The following is a 15,327-nucleotide window of genomic DNA, read 5'->3' as shown; positions in this document are numbered from 1 at the left end:
TCCCTTACGCGTCGGCGGCGACCTTCATGGAGACGATCTTGCCGGGGCTGCGCGGCGGCTCGCCCTTCGGCAGGGCGTCCACGTGCTCCATGCCTTCGACCACCTCGCCCCAGACGGTGTACTGGCCGTCCAGGAAGCGGGCGTCGTCGAAGCAGATGAAGAACTGGCTGTTGGCGCTGTGCGGCTGGTTGGTGCGGGCCATTGAGCAGACCCCACGCACGTGCGGCTCACGGCTGAACTCGGCCTGGAGGTTGGGCTTCTTCGAGCCGCCCGAGCCGGTGCCGGACGGATCGCCGCCCTGGGCCATGAAGCCGGGGATCACCCGGTGGAAGACCACGCCGTCGTAGAAGCCTTCGCGCGCCAGCTCCTTGATGCGCTCCACGTGGCCGGGGGCCAGGTCGGGGCGCAGCTTGATGGTCACCGGGCCGGATTCCAGCTCCATGACCAGCGTGTTTTCCGGATCCATCACTTCACCTCCGCAGGAATGCTCACATCGCAGGCCGAGAAGTCGGCGCCCCTGGCCGCCCTCACCCGCTCGATCTCTCGCTTGAACCAGGCGCCCTTGGTGTCGACCACCCGGACCGTCGGACGCTCGGTCGCCGGGATGTCCGACAGCAGCCGCACCGTGTTCATCCAGTCCTGCGGCGGCTCGACGGGCTCGCCGGTCTTGATGGAGTTGACCACGTCCTGGCCGGCGATCACCCGGCCCCAGGCGGTGTAGCGCTTCTCCAGCGAGGGATAGGCCGCCCGCATGAGGAAGAACTGGCTATTGGCCGAGGCCTCCTCCTGGCCGCGGGCCATCCCGGCCACGCCGGGGCAGTAAAGCGCCCAGCCGGTGACCTTCTGGTCGCGGGTCATGGGCGCCAGCATCATCGACTGGGTCATCACCGGCAGGGACCGCACGAAGCCGATCTCGGCGACGCTCTGGTCGGCGGCAAGCGCAAAGGGCATGTCCGCGCCGCGGCGGAAGGTGAACTCGGGCTCGATATCCGGCTGCGGCGAGCCGCCGGTGCCGTTGTTCATCGGGTCGCCGGTCTGGGCCATGAAATTCTCGATGACCCGGAAGAACCGCTGGCGATCGAAGAAGTGCTGCTTGGCGAGGTCGCGGATGCGCGCGACGTGGCCAGGGGCGACCTCGGGGACCATCTCGACGACGATGCGGCCCTTGTTGGTGTCGATCACCAGGATGTCGTCGGGATTGGGCGTGCGCCAGTCGGCGGCGGAGGGGGCTGCGGCGGCCTTGGGGGCGGCCTTGACCGCGGCCGCCTTGGGAGCCGGCGCCTTGGCGCGCTGGGCGTCGGCCATCGGCGCGAAAGCGAACAAGGCTGCAAGCGATGCGGCGGCGAAGAGGGCTTGTCTCATAGGGGCCTGTCCTAGCCGGACAGGAGCGATCGGGGAAGTCAGGCCTTCAGCCGCCAGCGCAGAGGCTTGGTGGGCAGTCGGACGAGCTCGCCCTTGGCCTCCATGTCGAGCTGCACCGACTTCGTCCACCAGCCGGCGCGCTCGCCGCCTGGGAACAGGGCGCCCGGCGCGGCGGCTTTCACCGCGGCGACCATCTCGGACTGGGTCAGGCCCGGCCCGCCTGTAGGCACCACCTTAAGCATCGTGGCCTTGATCGCGTTGAAGGGCTCGGCCTCGACCCTGTAGACCTTGCCCGGGTGGTTGACGTTCTCGATCTCGATCTTCATTGCCGGCCGACCTTGGCGAGGAGCCGGGATTTCACCCCGTCGGAAACGAACTTCGACACGTCGCCGCCGAGCTGGGCGATCTCCTTGATCAGGCGGGAGTTGAGCGCCTGGTGCCGCGGGTCGGCCATCAGGAAGACGGTCTCGATCTCGCGGTCGAGCTGCTGGTTCATGGCCGTCATCTGGAACTCGAACTCGAAGTCGGCCACGGCGCGCAGGCCGCGGACGATCACCTGGGCCCCCACCTCACGGGCCACGTGCATGGTCAGGCCTTCATAGGGGTGGATGACGATCTCGGCCTTGGCGCGGAGCGGCTGGACCGCCTCCTCGGCGATGGCCACCCGCTCGTCGAGGCTGAACATGGGCCCCTTGCCAGTGTTGATGGCGATGCCCAGCACCAGCTTGTCGAGGAACTTCACGGCCCGGCCGATGATGTCGGTGTGGCCGTTATGGATCGGATCGAACGTGCCCGGGTAGAAGCCGATGCGCGTCATGGCTCAGGTCCCCCAACAGCCCCCGCCTTCGCCTTTCGCCGCACCCCGCGCTTTAGGCAAGCGCAATCTTGCGTGGGGCGAGCGCCGACGTGGTTCAGCGGCGGCCCTGCCCCGCCACCCCGAGTGAGACCGCGATCTGCTTGGCGACGGCGTCCGTGAGGGCCTGCTGCTGGTCGATCAGTGCGCCGAACCCGCCGGGGTTGGACTTGCGGTCCACTTCGAAGGTGCGGAGCGTCGCGCCGGCCGGATCGCGCAGGGTGACGACAACGCGGATGCGGTCCCCGCCCATGAACACGCCGGCGATCGCCCGGGCCTGGGCGCTGCGCTCGCGGTATTCCAGCACGTCGAACTGAAGGTCCGCTGGCGCGCCGCCGCCCGGCGCGGCGGCGAGCTGCAGCTGGATGGCGCGGGAGAGCTGCGGCACCAGGTTCTGAGGGACCCTGGCCGTCGCCCGACCTGTGACAGTCCTCACCTGCACGGGACCGGCGGACGCAGGGAGCGGGCCGCCCCCCAGGGGGAGCGTCTCCTTCACGGAGGTGGAGCAGGCGGCGAGCAGGAGCGCAGCCCCCACCGCCGCGAGTATCCGCGGCATCTGGCGCTACTGCGGCTCGAGCGTGACGTTCAGCGGGTTCGGCGTCAGATCGAGCATCGAGCCGTTGGAAGCGTCGACCCCGGCGCCGATGATGCCGCCGGCGATCAGATTGCCGGCCATGGCCGCGCCGCCCGCGCCCGCCACCTTGTTGGTCACGTGGCCGGTCCAGGTCTTGTAGCCGGGCTTGGTGATGGTGACGTCGAACTCGGACTTGCGCTTCATCTTGAAGGTGCAGGGGGTCTGCTCGCACGAGAAGTCGTTCGAGGTGCGGACAGCCGCGCCCGCAGGCGTGGTGTTGACCGTCCAGTCCGTGCTGGTGCCGCGCGTGATCGTCGCGCAGCCGGTGAGCATCAGCCCTGCGGCTGCCAGAGTGATGATTTTCATTCCCGTCCCTGTCCTTTGCCTTCTGACGAGGCGTTTCGGCCGATCGTTCGATCAGCTGACAGGGGGGTTAACGGCGATCTACAGCCAAGGTTCCGGAACGGTGGCCGCCTTGATTCCCCGCGCGTCTCGGGCTGAAGTGGGATCATGAGCGGCGAGACGTCCACAACGGCGCCTGAGCGCCTGGAGCCCAAGCTCCTCTCCGGCGGAAATCCGCAGATCCCCAAGGGTGAAGGCGATGGCCCCGTGCAGGCCTACATCGCCGCCATGCCCGGCTGGAAACGCGACGTGGGGCGCAGGCTGGACGGGCTCATCGAGGCCGCCTGCCCTGGCGTGCAGAAGGCGGTGAAGTGGAACTCGCCCTTCTACGGCGTCGCGGACCAGGGCTGGTTCCTCAGCTTCCATTGCTTCACCCGCTACGTGAAGGTGACGTTCTTCAAGGGCGGCGCGCTGTCGCCCCTGCCGCCGGGCCGCTCGAAGCACGAGGACGTGCGCTACCTCGACGTCTACGAGGGCGCGCCGTTCGACGAGGCCCAATTTCTCGACTGGGTCCGGCAGGCCAGCCGGCTGCCGGGCTGGCTCGCCTGAGACGAAGGGAAAGCCCATGACAACGACCGAAGCTTCGGCCTCCGACCTGATCGACGCGCGCATCGACGAGCTCAAGGACTGGCGCGGGGCGACGCTCGCGCGCGTGCGCAGCCTCATCAAGGCGGCCGATCCGCAGGTCGTCGAGACCTGGAAGTGGCGGGGGGTGCCGGTGTGGGAGCACGACGGCATCATCTGCACCGGCGAGACCTACAAGGAGGTGGTGAAGCTGACCTTCGCGAAAGGCGCCTCGCTGGCGGACCCCAAGGGGCTGTTCAACTCCAGCCTGGAGGGAAACACCCGCCGGGCCATCGACATCCGCGAAGGCGAGGCCATCGACGAGGCGGCGCTGACGGCGCTGGTCCAGGCGGCGGTGGCGCTCAACGCCCGGGGCAAGGCCGGCAAGGCGCGGACGGGCGCCTAGCCGCCTCCGCCCGGGCGCGTCATCTCGATCATCGTGGGACGGAAGCCCGCGGCGGCGAAGAGGCGCCGTGCGCCTTCGTTCGGGTAGGCCGTGGAGAGCACCACCTGAGGCGCCCCGAGCGCGGCGAGCGCCGCCAGGACCTCGTCCAGCAGGCGCCGCCCGACGCCCGCCCCTCGCCGGTCCGGGTCGACCACGATGTCGTAGATGGCGCCGGCGGGCCCGCGCAGGGACATCCAGTCCATGCCTTCGAGGGCGGCGTAGACGTAGCCCAGCACGCCATCCCGATCTTCGGCGACGAGGATGACGGCGTCGTCGCGGGCAAGCTCGCCCTTCAGGAAGCCGGCGTATCCGCGCTCGGTCGCCGCCGTGGGGGCGATGAAGCGGTCGGGGTCGTACTGGTGGTGGACCGCGACAAGCACGGCGCCCAGCCGGCCAAGCGCTTCGGCGTCGGCGGGGGTGGCCCGGCGCACGGTGATCTCAGGGGCAGGTTTCGGCATGGGCGGAGTGGGTCCGGTCGCGCGACAGGTGCTCGCGCTGCCCATCACGTCGCAGCGGCAGGCGGCGGTCTAGTCGGCTTCGCGCAGCCGGCGCAGAAAGCTGCGCTGCTCGCCGGCGGACGGCCCGGACTGCGGGGACGCGAGGTCCTCCCGCAGCGCACGGAAGATCACCTGGCCGTCCTCGCGCAGCTCCACCCCTGTGTGGTGGACATCCTGCAGCAGCTCCCTCGAAGCCAGCTCGCAAGCGCGGTCGCGGTCGCTCACGAGCATCACCGTCAGCAACGGCGTCGCAGACCGGTCATCCGTGACCAGACACTCGAAAGTACGCATTCCACCCTCCCCCACCGGGCAGACTGTGAACCGAAATCGCGGATCGCGTAACGCCAATTTCCGACATATGCGAAAATAATTGTTCTATTGCAGGCGCTTAGCTTGACTGTGGCGCTTGGCGGGGCGGCTAGGCTTCGCCGCCCTCGCCTTCCGGCCCGGCGTCCGGCGCCTCGTCCGCAAGGCCCTCCGCAGGCTCGTCCTCGCCGGTGTCGGCCAGGCGCTCGACGGAGACGACATGCTCGTCCTCGTGCTTGCGGAAGATGATCACGCCCTGGGTGTTGCGCCCGGCCAGCCGGATTTGACGCACCGGCACGCGGATGAGCTGGCCCTGGTCGGAGACGAGCAGGATCTGGTCGCCCTCCTCCACCGGGAACGACCCGGCCAGACGGCCGCCACGCTTGGTGAGGTCCTGGGCCATGAGCCCCTGGCCGCCGCGGCCGGTGCGCCGGAACTCGTAGGCCGACGAGCGCTTGCCGTAGCCTTCGGTGGAGACGGTGAGCAGGATCTCCTCCTGCGCGCCCAGCTGGGCGATGCGGTCAGGGCTGAGGCTGATGGTCGGGACCGAGGCGTCCTCGTCGTCGGGCGCAGGCGCCTCGTCGGACTCGTCTGCCTCGCCGCTGGCCTTGGCCATGGCGCGGGCGTGCTTGACGTAAGCCGCGCGCTCCTCGGGCGTGGCCGCCACCGCCCGCAGGATGGCCATGGAGATGACGCTGTCGCCCTCGGCGAGGCGAATGCCGCGGACGCCGGTGGAATCCCGGCCGGCGAAGACCCGCACGTCGTCCACCGCGAAGCGGATGCAGCGGCCGAGCGCCGTGGTCAGCAGGACGTCGTTCACCTCGGGCCGGCAGACGGCCACGCCGACGATGGCGTCGCCCTCGTCCAGCTTCATGGCGATCTTGCCGTTGCGCTTGATGCCGATGAAGTCGGAGAGCTTGTTGCGACGCACGCCGCCCGAGCGGGTGGCGAACATCACGTCGTACTGGTCCCAGGTCGCCACGTCCTCGGGCAGGGCCAGGATGGACGTGATGCTCTCGCCCGGCTCGATGGGCAGCAGGTTGACGAAGGCCTTGCCGCGGCTGGTGGGCGTGCCGACCGGCAGGCGCCACACCTTCAGCTGGTAGGCCTTGCCGCCGGACGAGAAGAACAGCATCGGCGTGTGGGTGTTGGCCGAGAACACCCGGGTGACGGCGTCCTCTTCCTTGGTGGCCATGCCCGAGCGGCCTTTGCCGCCCCGGTGCTGCGTCCGGTAGATGGAGAGCGGGGTGCGCTTCACGTAGCCGCCGTGGGTGACGGTGATCACCATTTCCTCGCGGGCGATCAGGTCCTCGTCCTCGACGTCGGCGTCGCCCTCGACGATCTCGCAGCGGCGCGGCACGGCGAAGGCGTCGCGGACCTCCACCAGCTCCTGGCGGACGATGCCCATCACCCGGTCGCGGGAGGCCAGGATGTCCAGGTGGCCCTGGATGGTGCCGGCCAGCTCGCGCGCCTCGCCGAAGATCTCGTCGCGGCCGAGGCCGGTGAGGCGCGACAGGGTCAGGGCCAGGATGGCGCGGGCCTGCTCGTCGGTGAGCCGGATCTTGTCGCCGTCGATCACCAGGGTGCGCGGATCGGCGATCAGCTCGACCAGCGGCAGCATGTCCCCGGCCGGCCAGTCGCGGGCCACCAGCCGTTCACGGGCCTCGGTGGGGTCCTTGGACGAGCGGATGATGTGGATGAACTCGTCGATGTTGGCGACGGCGATGGCGAGGCCAACCAGCACGTGGCCGCGGTCGCGGGCCTTGCCGAGCTCGAACTTCACCCGCCGGACGACGACCTCCTCGCGGAAGTCGACGAAGGCCGTGATCATCTCGCGCAGCCCCATCTGCTGGGGCCGGCCGCGGTTCAGGGCCAGCATGTTGACCCCGAACGAGCTCTGCAGCGGCGTGTAGCGGTAGAGCTGGTTGAGGATCACGTCGGCGGGCGCGTCCCGCTTCATCTCGATGACCACGCGCATGCCGTCGCGGTCGCTCTCGTCGCGCAGGTCCGCGATGCCCTCGATCCGCTTCTCGCGGACCAGCTCGGCGATCCGCTCCACCAGGGCGGCCTTGTTCACCTGGTAGGGGATCGAGTGGATGACGATCGCCTCGCGCTCCTTGCGCATCTCCTCGATGGAGGCCACGCCGCGCATGATCACCGAGCCGCGGCCGGTCATCAGCGCCTGGCGCGGGCCGGTGCGGCCGACGATCTGGCCGCCGGTCGGGAAGTCGGGCCCCGGGACGATGTCCAGCAGCTCCTCGAGGCTGACCTCTGGGTTGTCGATGTAGGCCAGGCAGGCGTCGACCACCTCGCCGAGGTTATGCGGCGGGATGTTGGTGGCCATGCCCACGGCGATGCCGCCCGCGCCGTTGACCAGCAGGTTCGGGATGCGCGAGGGCAGGACCACCGGCTCCTGCTCGGAGCCGTCGTAGTTGTCCTTGAAGTCGACCGTGTCCTTGTCGAGGTCGGCCAGGATCGCCATGGCCGCTCGCGTCATGCGGCTCTCGGTGTAGCGCATGGCCGCCGGCGGATCGTTGTCCACCGAGCCGAAGTTGCCCTGCCCGTCGATCAGCAGCAGGTTCATCGAGAACGGCTGGGCCAGGCGCACCAGGGTGTCGTAGATCGCGACGTCGCCGTGCGGGTGGTACTTACCCATCACGTCACCGACGATGCGGGCGGACTTCACATACGGCCGGTCCGGCGTGTGGCCCTGCTCCCCCATGGAGAACAGGATCCGGCGGTGCACCGGCTTCAGGCCGTCGCGGACGTCCGGCAGCGCGCGGCTGACGATCACGCTCATGGCGTAGTCGAGGTAGGAGCGCTTCAGCTCGTCTTCGATGGCGATAGGGGCGATGCCCCCGCGCCGGTCTTCCGGTGGGGTCTGGGTTTCGTCGGTCAAGGGAGGTCGGCCGCTCGGCGAATCGTAAGGGCTATGTGGGGATCGTTGGTAACATTCTGAAGAGGCGCGCGCCACCCGCGCGCATACGCGTATGCGCGCGCACGCGAGGGGGGTGCGGCGAAGGCGCCCAACTGCCGCCGTGACCTCACCGTCCTGAGCCCCTAAGTTCCCGCCCGGAATGAGTTCGACACGCCCGACGCCGCTTACACCCGGAGAGCCCGCGCCCTGGTTCACGGCCGCCACGCCGTCGAACCCGGAGTTCGTCTTCGACACGGTGGGCGGCCGCTATGTGCTGCTGCTGTTCCTGCCGCTGGACGACGAGCTGCGTCGCAGGGCGCTGAAGGCGCTCTCCAAGAACCAGGGGCTGCTGGACGACGCCAGGCTCTCGGCCTTCATCGTGGTGCGCGATGCGCAGACCTGGGCCGGGGCGCGGGACACGCCGGCCCTGCGCTGGTTCGACGACACCGCGGGCGAGATCAGCCGCCGTTACGGCGCGCTCGGCGAGGACGGGGCGGAGCGGCCGCACTGGCTGCTGCTCGACCCGGCGCTCAGGGTGGTGGCCTATGCGCCCATCGAGAGCGCCAAGGCGATCTTCGACATCTGCGGACGGCTGCCGCCGGTAGCCGACCATGCCGGCGTGCGGATGCACGCCCCGGTGCTGATCGTCCCGCGGATCTTCGAGCCCGGGCTCTGCCGCGCGCTGATCGAGTTGCACGAGGCGAGCGCGGCGGACTTCACCGGCGTGATGCGCGACCAGGGCGAGCGGACCGTCACGGTGATGGACGAGCTGAAGCGCCGCCGCGACATGATGGTGCGCGACGCGGCCAAGGTGGACGGGCTGAAGGCGCGGCTGGAGCAGCGGCTGTTCCCTATGGTCCAGCGGGGGCTGGGTTTCACCGCCACCCGCATCGAGCGCTACCTGGTCTCGGCGTACGACGTCGACGAGGGCGGCGTCTTCCACGCCCACAGGGACAGCTTCACCCAGGGGACCGCCCACCGGAAGTTCGCCGTCTCGATCAACCTGAACGCCGACTTCGAGGGCGGCGACCTGCGATTCCCGGAGTTCGGGCCCGACACCTACCGACCGCCGGAAGGGGGGGCGGTGGTGTTCTCCACCTCCCTGCTGCACGAGGCGACGCGGGTGACGAAGGGCCGGCGCTACGCCTTCCTGAGCTTCCTCTACGACGAGGCGGGCGCCGAGGTGCTGGCCGCCTACGAGTCGCGCGTCGGCCGCAAGGAGCCCGCGTGAGCGACCCCTTCGCCCCGCCGCAGCCGCTGTCGCCCGGCCATCCCGCGCCGTGGTTCGTGGCCCAGGGGCCGGAGACGGCGAACTACGGCTTCCACACCGTGGCGGGCCGCTACATCGTCCTGGGCTTCCTGCCTGATGACCGCGCGGCGCGGGAGCCGCTGCTGGCCGCGGTGCGGGCCCGGCGCAGTCTCTTCGACGGGCGCAAGGCGGCCTGCTTCCTGGTGGCCCGCGACCCCGAGACGATGGCGACAGCGGTCAACGAGCCGCCCGGCATCCGCTGGCTGTTCGATCCGGAAGGCAAGGTCGGCGCGATGTACGGCCCGCTGGACGCGCCCCAGTGGCTGCTGCTCGACCCGGCGCTGCGGGTCGTGGACCGCGCCCCCATCGCGTCGACGGCGGTACTGGATGCGCTCCCCGCGCTGCCGGAGGTGGAGGACTACGCCGGCGTTCCCCTGAACGCGCCGGTGTTGATCGTGCCTCGGGTGTTCGAGCGCGAGCTCTGCCGGCGGCTGATCGATCTCTATGACGCCCACGGCGGGGCGCCCTCCGGCGTCATGCGCGACGTGGGCGGGCGCACGGTGGGCGTGCTGGACGACATGAAGCGACGCAGCGACGCCCCGGTGGAGGACCCGGAGCTTCGCCGCGCCCTGCTGGCGCGCATCCGCCGGCGGCTGCTGCCGGAGATCGAGAAGGCCTTCCAGTTCACCGTCACGCGGCTCGAGCGCTACATCGTGGCCTGCTACGACGCCGACTCAGGCGGCTGGTTCCGGCCGCACCGGGACAACCAGACCATGGCGACCCGGCACCGGCGGTTTGCCGTGTCGATCAACCTGAACTCCGAGGCGTTCGAGGGCGGCGACCTGCGGTTTCCGGAGTTCGGGCCGCGCACCTACCGCCCGCCGACGGGCGGGGCGGTGGTGTTCTGCTGCACCCTGCTGCACGAGGCGACGCCGGTGACGCGCGGGCGGCGCTACGCCTTCCTGCCGTTCCTCTACGACGAGGCCGGCGCGGAGATTCGCCGGGAGAGCGAGGCGTTCCTGGACGTTGCGGCGGGCGGCAAGGCGACCGGCTGAGCCCGGTCATGATAGGTTCAGCCTTGGGCGGCCAAGCTGGCGTCGCATCGCAACGGCACTAACTGTAGGCCCATGAAGACCCTGCCCGCCCTGCTCCTCGCCGCCACGCTCGCCGCCGGCCCGGCCGCCGCGCAGCCGACGCCGATCGCGCCCGGCTACTGGGAGACCACCAGCCAGGTCATCTCGCCCTTCCCCACCAAGAAGACCGAGAAGAAGTGCATCCGCGCCGAGGACATCGACAAGTTCATCGGCGGCTCGCCGAACCGCCACTACACCTGCACCTACCCCACCCGCGAGGTGGCCAACGGCAAGATCCGCCTGGCCGGCAGCTGCAAGACCAAGAACAGCCAGCCGGTGCCGATCACCGGCGAAGGCGTGTTCACCCGCGACACCCTGCGGCTCGACGCCTATGTGAAGGCCAAGGTCGGCGGGCTGAACGTCCCCGTCCACGCCCGCACGAGCGGCAAGCGCATCGCCGACACCTGCCCCACCGAGACGGCGGAGAAGTAATCCGCCTCCAGGCTTAGAACGGGATCTCGTCGTCCAAGTCGGCGGAGAAGTCTTCGCGGGGACCGGAGCTTTGGGCGCGCGGGCCGGAGGAGAAGCCGCCCGAGTAGCCGCCGCCCTCGCCCTGCTCCGCGTCACCGCCGCGGCCGTCGAGCATGGTCAGCTCGCCGCGGAACTTCTGCAGCACGATCTCGGTGGAGAACTTCTCGACCCCCGACTGGTCCTGCCACTTGCGGGTCTGGATAGAGCCCTCGATGTACACCTTCGAGCCCTTGCGCAGGTACTGCTCGGCCACCTTCACCAGGTTGTCGTTGAAGATCACCACCCGGTGCCATTCGGTCTTCTCGCGGCGCTCGCCGGAAGACTTGTCGCGCCAGTTCTCGGAGGTGGCGACGCGGAGGTTGGCGACCCGGTCGCCGGAGTTGAGGCTGCGGATCTCGGGGTCCGCCCCGAGGTTGCCGACCAGAATGACCTTGTTGACGCTGCCCGCCATGCGATGTCCCTGAGCTTCCGTGTTTGCGGGCCCGCCAGCGCGGGCCGAAGGCGCGCAAGCTAGCGCGCCGTTAACCTCTTCGCAACAACTATGTTCCGCGTTTGTTCCGCCCGTCGGCGGTTACCCACAGCGCTCTTATTGCGCAGCCTGCGGCATAGCGCCCGGCACCGCCAGCCGGCCGTCGCCGGTGCGCACCAGCGCCACGTAGCGCGGGCCCTCCAGCGAGGTGGCGGTGCGCACGCCGATGCGCTCCAGGAACAGGTAGTTGGACTGGAAGGCGCCGACGATCTCGTGCTGGCTGCCCCCCATGCGCAGGAACTTCAGGCGCATGGCCTCGAGGTTGGCGGCGCACTTCTCCAGCGTGTCCGTCTCGACCAGCTTGTTGTACTTCAACTCGCCCTCGGCGCCCTGCACCACGTGGTAGCAGACGCCCGGGGTCCCCGGCGGCTCGGTCTTCTTGGCGCAAGCAGCCAGCGCGGCGGCCGCGGCGGCGAGGACCAGGAGCAGGCGGGCGTTCGGCATGGCTCGACCCTTAGCGCCTCAGCCCAGCGACGGGAAGGTGCAGTTGGCGGCCTGTTCGGCGAGCGGCCGGAAGCTGCGGTTGTCGCCCGAGACCTCCACGCGGCCCGGCATCAGGCGCAGGGTCTGCTGCGACCAGCGGCCGTAGGTGGCGCCGCCGGTGCGCTCGCAGCGGCCGGCGAAGAGGGTCTGGACGCAGGCGCCGAGCGTCATGTCGTTCGGCAGCTTGCGCCACTGGTTGTCGGCGTAGCGCCAGCAGGCGGCCGCGGCGGTCGGGGCCCTGGCAGGCTGGGCCTTCGGAGCCTCGGCCGGGATAGGGTCGGAGACGTCGGCGTCGTCGTCCGTGTCCAAGGGTTCCGCGCCAGCCGGCGGCAGCGGCGTGAGGACCTGGCCCGCCTGGTCGGCGGCGGCCAGCGCGCCGGTCTCGTCGACGCCCACGTCGAGGGCGTCGGTGGCCACGCCATTGCGCTGGGCGCACTGGGCCAGGGTGAGCTCGCCCACGAACTGCCCGGCCACGAAGCAGCGCAGCGGCCGGGCGGGGTCGAGGTTCTCGTCCATCGCCGAGGAGTCGATGACCAGGCCGCCTTGCGACGCGGGCGGCGCCGTGCGCTCCCCCTGCCCCGCCTGCAGCAGCATCCAGGCGACCGCGGCTCCGGCCACCGCCACCACCCCGCCGCCGAGCAGGATAAGGCGTTTGCGGCGCGGCTGTGACGGTGGCTGGTCGGGAGTTTGAACCATAGGCCCTCGCTAGACTGCGGTTGGGCCAGATTCAAGGCGCCGCTAACCGCCGCCGGTCAGCCGGTTCAGGGCGGCCTGGTAGTTGGCGATCTGGTTGGTCAGGTAGGCGGGCGCGGGGCCGGCCGATGCCTGGGCGGCGGCGAGCCCTGTCTTCGGCGTGGCGGCGGCCACCAGGTCCTTGTAGGCCGAACGCACGATGCCCATCGCCGAGCCGATCTCCGCCATGGCGTGGCGAACCTGCTCGGGGTTGGACAGGTTCAGGTCGCTGGGCAGACCCAGGCCGTAGATCTTCGGCTTGCGGTCGCCGGGCAGGATCTGGCCGTCCTGGGTGATGGTGGTCCGCACCACACCTTCCGGGATCCCGAGCATGGCCAGCGCGTCCTTGTCGGTCTTGCCCGGGCCGATCTCGATGACGAAGCGCGGATTGATCGGCTCGATCTTCATCTGGCGGGCGCCGTTCACGGTGGTGAGCGTCACCTTGGCTTGGAAGCCGGAGGCGCGGCGGATCTTCTGGGCCAGGGTGTCGAGCGTGTCCTTGCCCTCGATCGTCACGGTCGAGGTGCGGCCCGCCCCCACCTGCACGGTGAACTGGTCCCCGGGCCGGACCGACGACAGCGAGGTCACCTTGTCGGAATCGCCCAGCTGCAGCTCGCCCTGCGGCAGGCCCAGGCGGTCCAGGACGCTCGCTCCGTTGGGATCCACGGCGATGGCGGTCGGCGTGGCGCGGCCGTCCTTGCCGGTGAAGCGCTGCGACCAGCCCACAGCGCCGGTGGCGATGTCGAGGCGCGCCACGAAGCCGTCCTTCACCCCCATGGCCGCTTCGCCCGGCAGGTCGGTCCCGGCGGAGCCGCCGATGAACACCTGGCCGTTGCCTACGGCCAGGGAAACCGCGCGGTCGTCGCCGGCGCCGCCGTAGTAGGCGATCCGGTCGCCCGCGGCAGGCGCCAGGCTGGCGGAGAGCCGCGCGGCGAAGGCGTCGGTCCCGCCGGCGTGGGCATGGGTGACGCCCCCGGCGGCGAGCGCTGTGTTGGCGGTCGTGCCGGCCACCACGACGGTCCCGGCGTCCAGGGCGAGGCCGGCGATGTCGCCGCCCATCAGGTCGCCGAGATCGCGGGTCGCGGCGAGCACCGGGGTCCCGGAGGTCAGGTCAAAGCGCCGGAGCACGCCGCGGCCGTCCTCGACGCTGGCGGTGACCAGGGCATTGCCATCCACCACCAGCCCGGCGGGGCGGTCGGAGGCGGCGGTCCCGAAGGTTTGGGTGAAGAGGGTCTGCACCTTGCCCGCAGTGTCGGGCTTGAACGCCTCGACGTAGCTGTCCCAGCCGCCGATGGCCGCGGCCCCCGGCATGGCCGAGCGGGTGCGGCCGGCGACGTAGACGGTGCCGTCGGCCCCGAAGGCGAGCTGGCTCGCCTCGTCCTCGAGACGCGCGCCGCGGCGCTGGGTCCAGAGCTCGTCGCCCTTGTCATCGAAGACGGTGACGAAGCTGTCAGAGGCGGTCGAGGCGGGCCCGGAGTTCATCACCCCGTCCGTCGCGCCGCCGAGCACGCCGGTGACGGAGCCGGCGACGGCGACCTTGCCGTCGGACGAGACGGCGAGCGCCAGGCCCGTCGCCGAGTCTGCGGCGCCCAGGGTGCGGGCGTAGATCAGCTTGCCGGCGGAATCGTACTTCAGCAGGGCGGTGTCCTGCTCGCCCTTGATGACCTGGCCGGCAGGTTTTCCGGTGACGTCGGCCAGCATGTAGACCGACCCGTCGGCCGCGACCGCCTGGCTGCGGACGGTTTTGATCTCCGGCGCCAGCGTCTGGGCGAAGATGCGGCCTTCGACCCAGTTGGCCTCTCCCTCCCCCTGCAGAGGCGCAGGCGTGGACGGCGTGACCGCGGTCTGGAACTTCAGCAGCTCGCGCTGGGTGACGCCGTCGTTGGTGGACGCCTTGCCGTCGGGATCCGGGTTGCCGACGCTCTGGGCCACATAGACCGCGCCGGTCCTGGGGGCATCGAATCTGACAGCCTCCGAGGTGCCCATCTTCACCTTCAGCGCCCACTGGTCGGCGCCGGGCGGCAGGGTGATCTCCTTGCCGTTCACCTGCACCTTGCGGGGCTGGGCGGGTATGCGGTGAGTGAGGACGCGGGTCTCCAGGCCCTCCGCCGCCAGCTGGTCGTTGATGTAATTGATGACATTGCCGATGGTGCGCGGGGCGCCGCCCATGCCGGCGAGGTCGATCGCGACATAATGAGTCACGTTCAAGCGCTTGACAGCGATGGTGAAACTGACCTGCCCTTCAAGCGCGGCCACCGGCTCGCTCGTGGAGTCCGTGATCGGCTTGGTGATGTACTCGGTCTTGGCCTTGGGCGCGGTGAGGCCGGCCTTCACGGAGGTGGCCGCCTCCCCCTGCGCGAGCCTCAGCTGCTCGAACTGGCTCTTGTCGATATAGGCGCTGAGCTCGGCCATGCCGCGGACGAAGGCGCGGTTGATCTGGGCCTTGTCGACGCCGCTCAGGCCCTTGGACTCCATCCGGGTGGCGACGTCGCTGAGGGTGGAGAGACCCTGGTACAGGGCGAAGAGCTTGCGGTAGTCGCCGCTGGCGCCCTTCAGGTCGAGCTGGGCGGCGTCCTCGTCCACGAACTTGCGGCCGGCCAGCGCCGCCTTGAGGTTGGCGCTCGCCTCCTGAGGCGTGGGCGTCTTGCTCCAGGGCGCGGTCGGGGCCACCCGCTTCGGCGCAGCCGTGCCCCCCGTCGTCGCGGCCGAGGACGGATCGAGGCCATACAGGCCGAGCACGTAGCTCGTGTTGAGGGGGGCTAGGGCCATGCGTCAGGGCTCTTCAGCCTGGCATCATGGCCGAACAGGGC

The 15,327-nt window shown here is 70.2% G+C and carries 18 protein-coding genes; 5 read left to right on the top strand and 13 right to left on the bottom strand.

The features are described from left to right. Positions 1-4: 4 nt before the first annotated feature. The 6 genes from VIL76_RS01640 to VIL76_RS01615 all read right to left on the bottom strand — a co-directional run bounded on the left by VIL76_RS01640 (position 5) and on the right by VIL76_RS01615 (position 3,155). Positions 5-466, bottom strand: a complete 462-nt coding sequence (locus VIL76_RS01640) for a peptidylprolyl isomerase (protein ID WP_332043234.1) — start codon at positions 464-466, stop codon at positions 5-7. Further along, positions 466-1,305 (bottom strand): peptidylprolyl isomerase, encoded by an 840-nt coding sequence (locus VIL76_RS01635; RefSeq protein WP_414695405.1) that lies wholly within the window; start codon positions 1,303-1,305, stop codon positions 466-468. Before VIL76_RS01635 ends, VIL76_RS01640 begins: the two co-directional genes overlap by 1 nt. A 95-nt stretch (positions 1,306-1,400) precedes the next feature. Continuing rightward, a complete protein-coding gene (locus tag VIL76_RS01630; RefSeq protein ID WP_332043232.1) occupies positions 1,401-1,688 on the bottom strand; it encodes a DUF6958 family protein in 288 nt (95 codons plus the stop codon). Then, positions 1,685-2,179 (bottom strand): pantetheine-phosphate adenylyltransferase, encoded by a 495-nt coding sequence (gene coaD / locus VIL76_RS01625; protein WP_332043231.1) that lies wholly within the window; start codon positions 2,177-2,179, stop codon positions 1,685-1,687. The genes VIL76_RS01630 and coaD overlap by 4 nt, the downstream gene beginning before the upstream one ends. Before the next feature lie 94 nt (positions 2,180-2,273). Continuing rightward, positions 2,274-2,771, bottom strand: a complete 498-nt coding sequence (locus tag VIL76_RS01620; protein ID WP_332043230.1) for a hypothetical protein — start codon at positions 2,769-2,771, stop codon at positions 2,274-2,276. Positions 2,772-2,777: 6 nt separating this feature from the next. Next, complete coding sequence (locus tag VIL76_RS01615; protein ID WP_332043229.1) at positions 2,778-3,155, bottom strand: PEGA domain-containing protein; 378 nt, start codon at positions 3,153-3,155, stop codon at positions 2,778-2,780. A 144-nt stretch (positions 3,156-3,299) separates the two neighbouring features. On the opposite strand from VIL76_RS01615, the gene VIL76_RS01610 reads away from it, so the two are divergent. Together VIL76_RS01610 and VIL76_RS01605 are read left to right on the top strand one after the other, a co-directional pair. After that, positions 3,300-3,740: a DUF1801 domain-containing protein gene (locus tag VIL76_RS01610; protein WP_332043228.1), complete on the top strand. Its 441-nt coding sequence runs from the start codon at positions 3,300-3,302 to the stop codon at positions 3,738-3,740. 16 nt (positions 3,741-3,756) lie between these two features. After that, positions 3,757-4,161: a DUF1801 domain-containing protein gene (locus VIL76_RS01605; protein WP_332043227.1), complete on the top strand. Its 405-nt coding sequence runs from the start codon at positions 3,757-3,759 to the stop codon at positions 4,159-4,161. Here VIL76_RS01605 and VIL76_RS01600 read toward each other — a convergent pair. From VIL76_RS01600 to gyrA, 3 genes are all read right to left on the bottom strand, one after another. Beyond that, complete coding sequence (locus tag VIL76_RS01600; protein WP_332043226.1) at positions 4,158-4,658, bottom strand: GNAT family N-acetyltransferase; 501 nt, start codon at positions 4,656-4,658, stop codon at positions 4,158-4,160. The genes VIL76_RS01605 and VIL76_RS01600 overlap by 4 nt on opposite strands. Before the next feature lie 69 nt (positions 4,659-4,727). Beyond that, a complete protein-coding gene (locus tag VIL76_RS01595) occupies positions 4,728-4,988 on the bottom strand; it encodes a hypothetical protein (protein ID WP_332043225.1) in 261 nt (86 codons plus the stop codon). Between the two features lie 127 nt (positions 4,989-5,115). Further along, entirely contained in the window at positions 5,116-7,902 is a 2,787-nt protein-coding gene (gene gyrA / locus VIL76_RS01590) for a DNA gyrase subunit A (protein ID WP_332043224.1), read from the bottom strand. Between the two features lie 178 nt (positions 7,903-8,080). Between gyrA and VIL76_RS01585 the strand changes: the two genes are divergently transcribed. The 3 genes from VIL76_RS01585 (at position 8,081) to VIL76_RS01575 (ending at position 10,734) form a co-directional block, all read left to right on the top strand. Beyond that, positions 8,081-9,151: a 2OG-Fe(II) oxygenase gene (locus VIL76_RS01585; protein ID WP_332043223.1), complete on the top strand. Its 1,071-nt coding sequence runs from the start codon at positions 8,081-8,083 to the stop codon at positions 9,149-9,151. After that, positions 9,148-10,224, top strand: a complete 1,077-nt coding sequence (locus VIL76_RS01580) for a 2OG-Fe(II) oxygenase (protein ID WP_332043222.1) — start codon at positions 9,148-9,150, stop codon at positions 10,222-10,224. Before VIL76_RS01585 ends, VIL76_RS01580 begins: the two co-directional genes overlap by 4 nt. Positions 10,225-10,296: 72 nt before the next feature. Next, positions 10,297-10,734, top strand: a complete 438-nt coding sequence (locus VIL76_RS01575; RefSeq protein ID WP_332043221.1) for a DUF3617 domain-containing protein — start codon at positions 10,297-10,299, stop codon at positions 10,732-10,734. Between the two features lie 13 nt (positions 10,735-10,747). Here VIL76_RS01575 and ssb read toward each other — a convergent pair whose 3' ends face one another. The 4 genes from ssb to VIL76_RS01555 form a co-directional block, all read right to left on the bottom strand. Further along, positions 10,748-11,224, bottom strand: a complete 477-nt coding sequence (gene ssb / locus VIL76_RS01570) for a single-stranded DNA-binding protein (RefSeq protein ID WP_332043220.1) — start codon at positions 11,222-11,224, stop codon at positions 10,748-10,750. 135 nt (positions 11,225-11,359) lie between these two features. Further along, entirely contained in the window at positions 11,360-11,746 is a 387-nt protein-coding gene (locus VIL76_RS01565) for a hypothetical protein (protein ID WP_332043219.1), read from the bottom strand. Positions 11,747-11,764: 18 nt separating this feature from the next. Further along, on the bottom strand, positions 11,765-12,481 hold the full coding sequence (locus VIL76_RS01560) for a hypothetical protein (protein WP_332043218.1): 717 nt from the start codon (positions 12,479-12,481) through the stop codon (positions 11,765-11,767). A gap of 42 nt (positions 12,482-12,523) precedes the next feature. Further along, a complete protein-coding gene (locus VIL76_RS01555) occupies positions 12,524-15,286 on the bottom strand; it encodes a hypothetical protein (RefSeq protein WP_332043217.1) in 2,763 nt (920 codons plus the stop codon). Between the last annotated feature and the right edge of the window lie 41 nt (positions 15,287-15,327).

This window comes from Phenylobacterium sp. (genome assembly GCF_036563285.1).
In the GTDB taxonomy this organism is placed as follows: Bacteria; Pseudomonadota; Alphaproteobacteria; order Caulobacterales; family Caulobacteraceae; genus Phenylobacterium.
This window is presented reverse-complemented; position numbering and strand designations above follow the sequence as displayed.

Excerpts from the sequence above, each read along its gene's own strand:
- VIL76_RS01555 (WP_332043217.1), bottom strand. The coding sequence starts at position 15,286 with ATGGCCCTAGCCCCCCTCAACACGAGCTACGTGCTCGGCCTGTATGGC.
- coaD (WP_332043231.1), bottom strand. The coding sequence starts at position 2,179 with ATGACGCGCATCGGCTTCTACCCGGGCACGTTCGATCCGATCCATAAC.
- VIL76_RS01560 (WP_332043218.1), bottom strand. The coding sequence starts at position 12,481 with ATGGTTCAAACTCCCGACCAGCCACCGTCACAGCCGCGCCGCAAACGC.
- VIL76_RS01635 (WP_414695405.1), bottom strand. The coding sequence starts at position 1,305 with ATGGCCGACGCCCAGCGCGCCAAGGCGCCGGCTCCCAAGGCGGCCGCG.
- VIL76_RS01605 (WP_332043227.1), top strand. The coding sequence starts at position 3,757 with ATGACAACGACCGAAGCTTCGGCCTCCGACCTGATCGACGCGCGCATC.
- VIL76_RS01565 (WP_332043219.1), bottom strand. The coding sequence starts at position 11,746 with ATGCCGAACGCCCGCCTGCTCCTGGTCCTCGCCGCCGCGGCCGCCGCG.
- VIL76_RS01575 (WP_332043221.1), top strand. The coding sequence starts at position 10,297 with ATGAAGACCCTGCCCGCCCTGCTCCTCGCCGCCACGCTCGCCGCCGGC.
- VIL76_RS01630 (WP_332043232.1), bottom strand. The coding sequence starts at position 1,688 with ATGAAGATCGAGATCGAGAACGTCAACCACCCGGGCAAGGTCTACAGG.
- VIL76_RS01600 (WP_332043226.1), bottom strand. The coding sequence starts at position 4,658 with ATGCCGAAACCTGCCCCTGAGATCACCGTGCGCCGGGCCACCCCCGCC.
- VIL76_RS01585 (WP_332043223.1), top strand. The coding sequence starts at position 8,081 with ATGAGTTCGACACGCCCGACGCCGCTTACACCCGGAGAGCCCGCGCCC.
- VIL76_RS01620 (WP_332043230.1), bottom strand. The coding sequence starts at position 2,771 with ATGCCGCGGATACTCGCGGCGGTGGGGGCTGCGCTCCTGCTCGCCGCC.
- VIL76_RS01595 (WP_332043225.1), bottom strand. The coding sequence starts at position 4,988 with ATGCGTACTTTCGAGTGTCTGGTCACGGATGACCGGTCTGCGACGCCG.
- VIL76_RS01640 (WP_332043234.1), bottom strand. The coding sequence starts at position 466 with ATGGATCCGGAAAACACGCTGGTCATGGAGCTGGAATCCGGCCCGGTG.
- VIL76_RS01610 (WP_332043228.1), top strand. The coding sequence starts at position 3,300 with ATGAGCGGCGAGACGTCCACAACGGCGCCTGAGCGCCTGGAGCCCAAG.
- VIL76_RS01615 (WP_332043229.1), bottom strand. The coding sequence starts at position 3,155 with ATGAAAATCATCACTCTGGCAGCCGCAGGGCTGATGCTCACCGGCTGC.
- ssb (WP_332043220.1), bottom strand. The coding sequence starts at position 11,224 with ATGGCGGGCAGCGTCAACAAGGTCATTCTGGTCGGCAACCTCGGGGCG.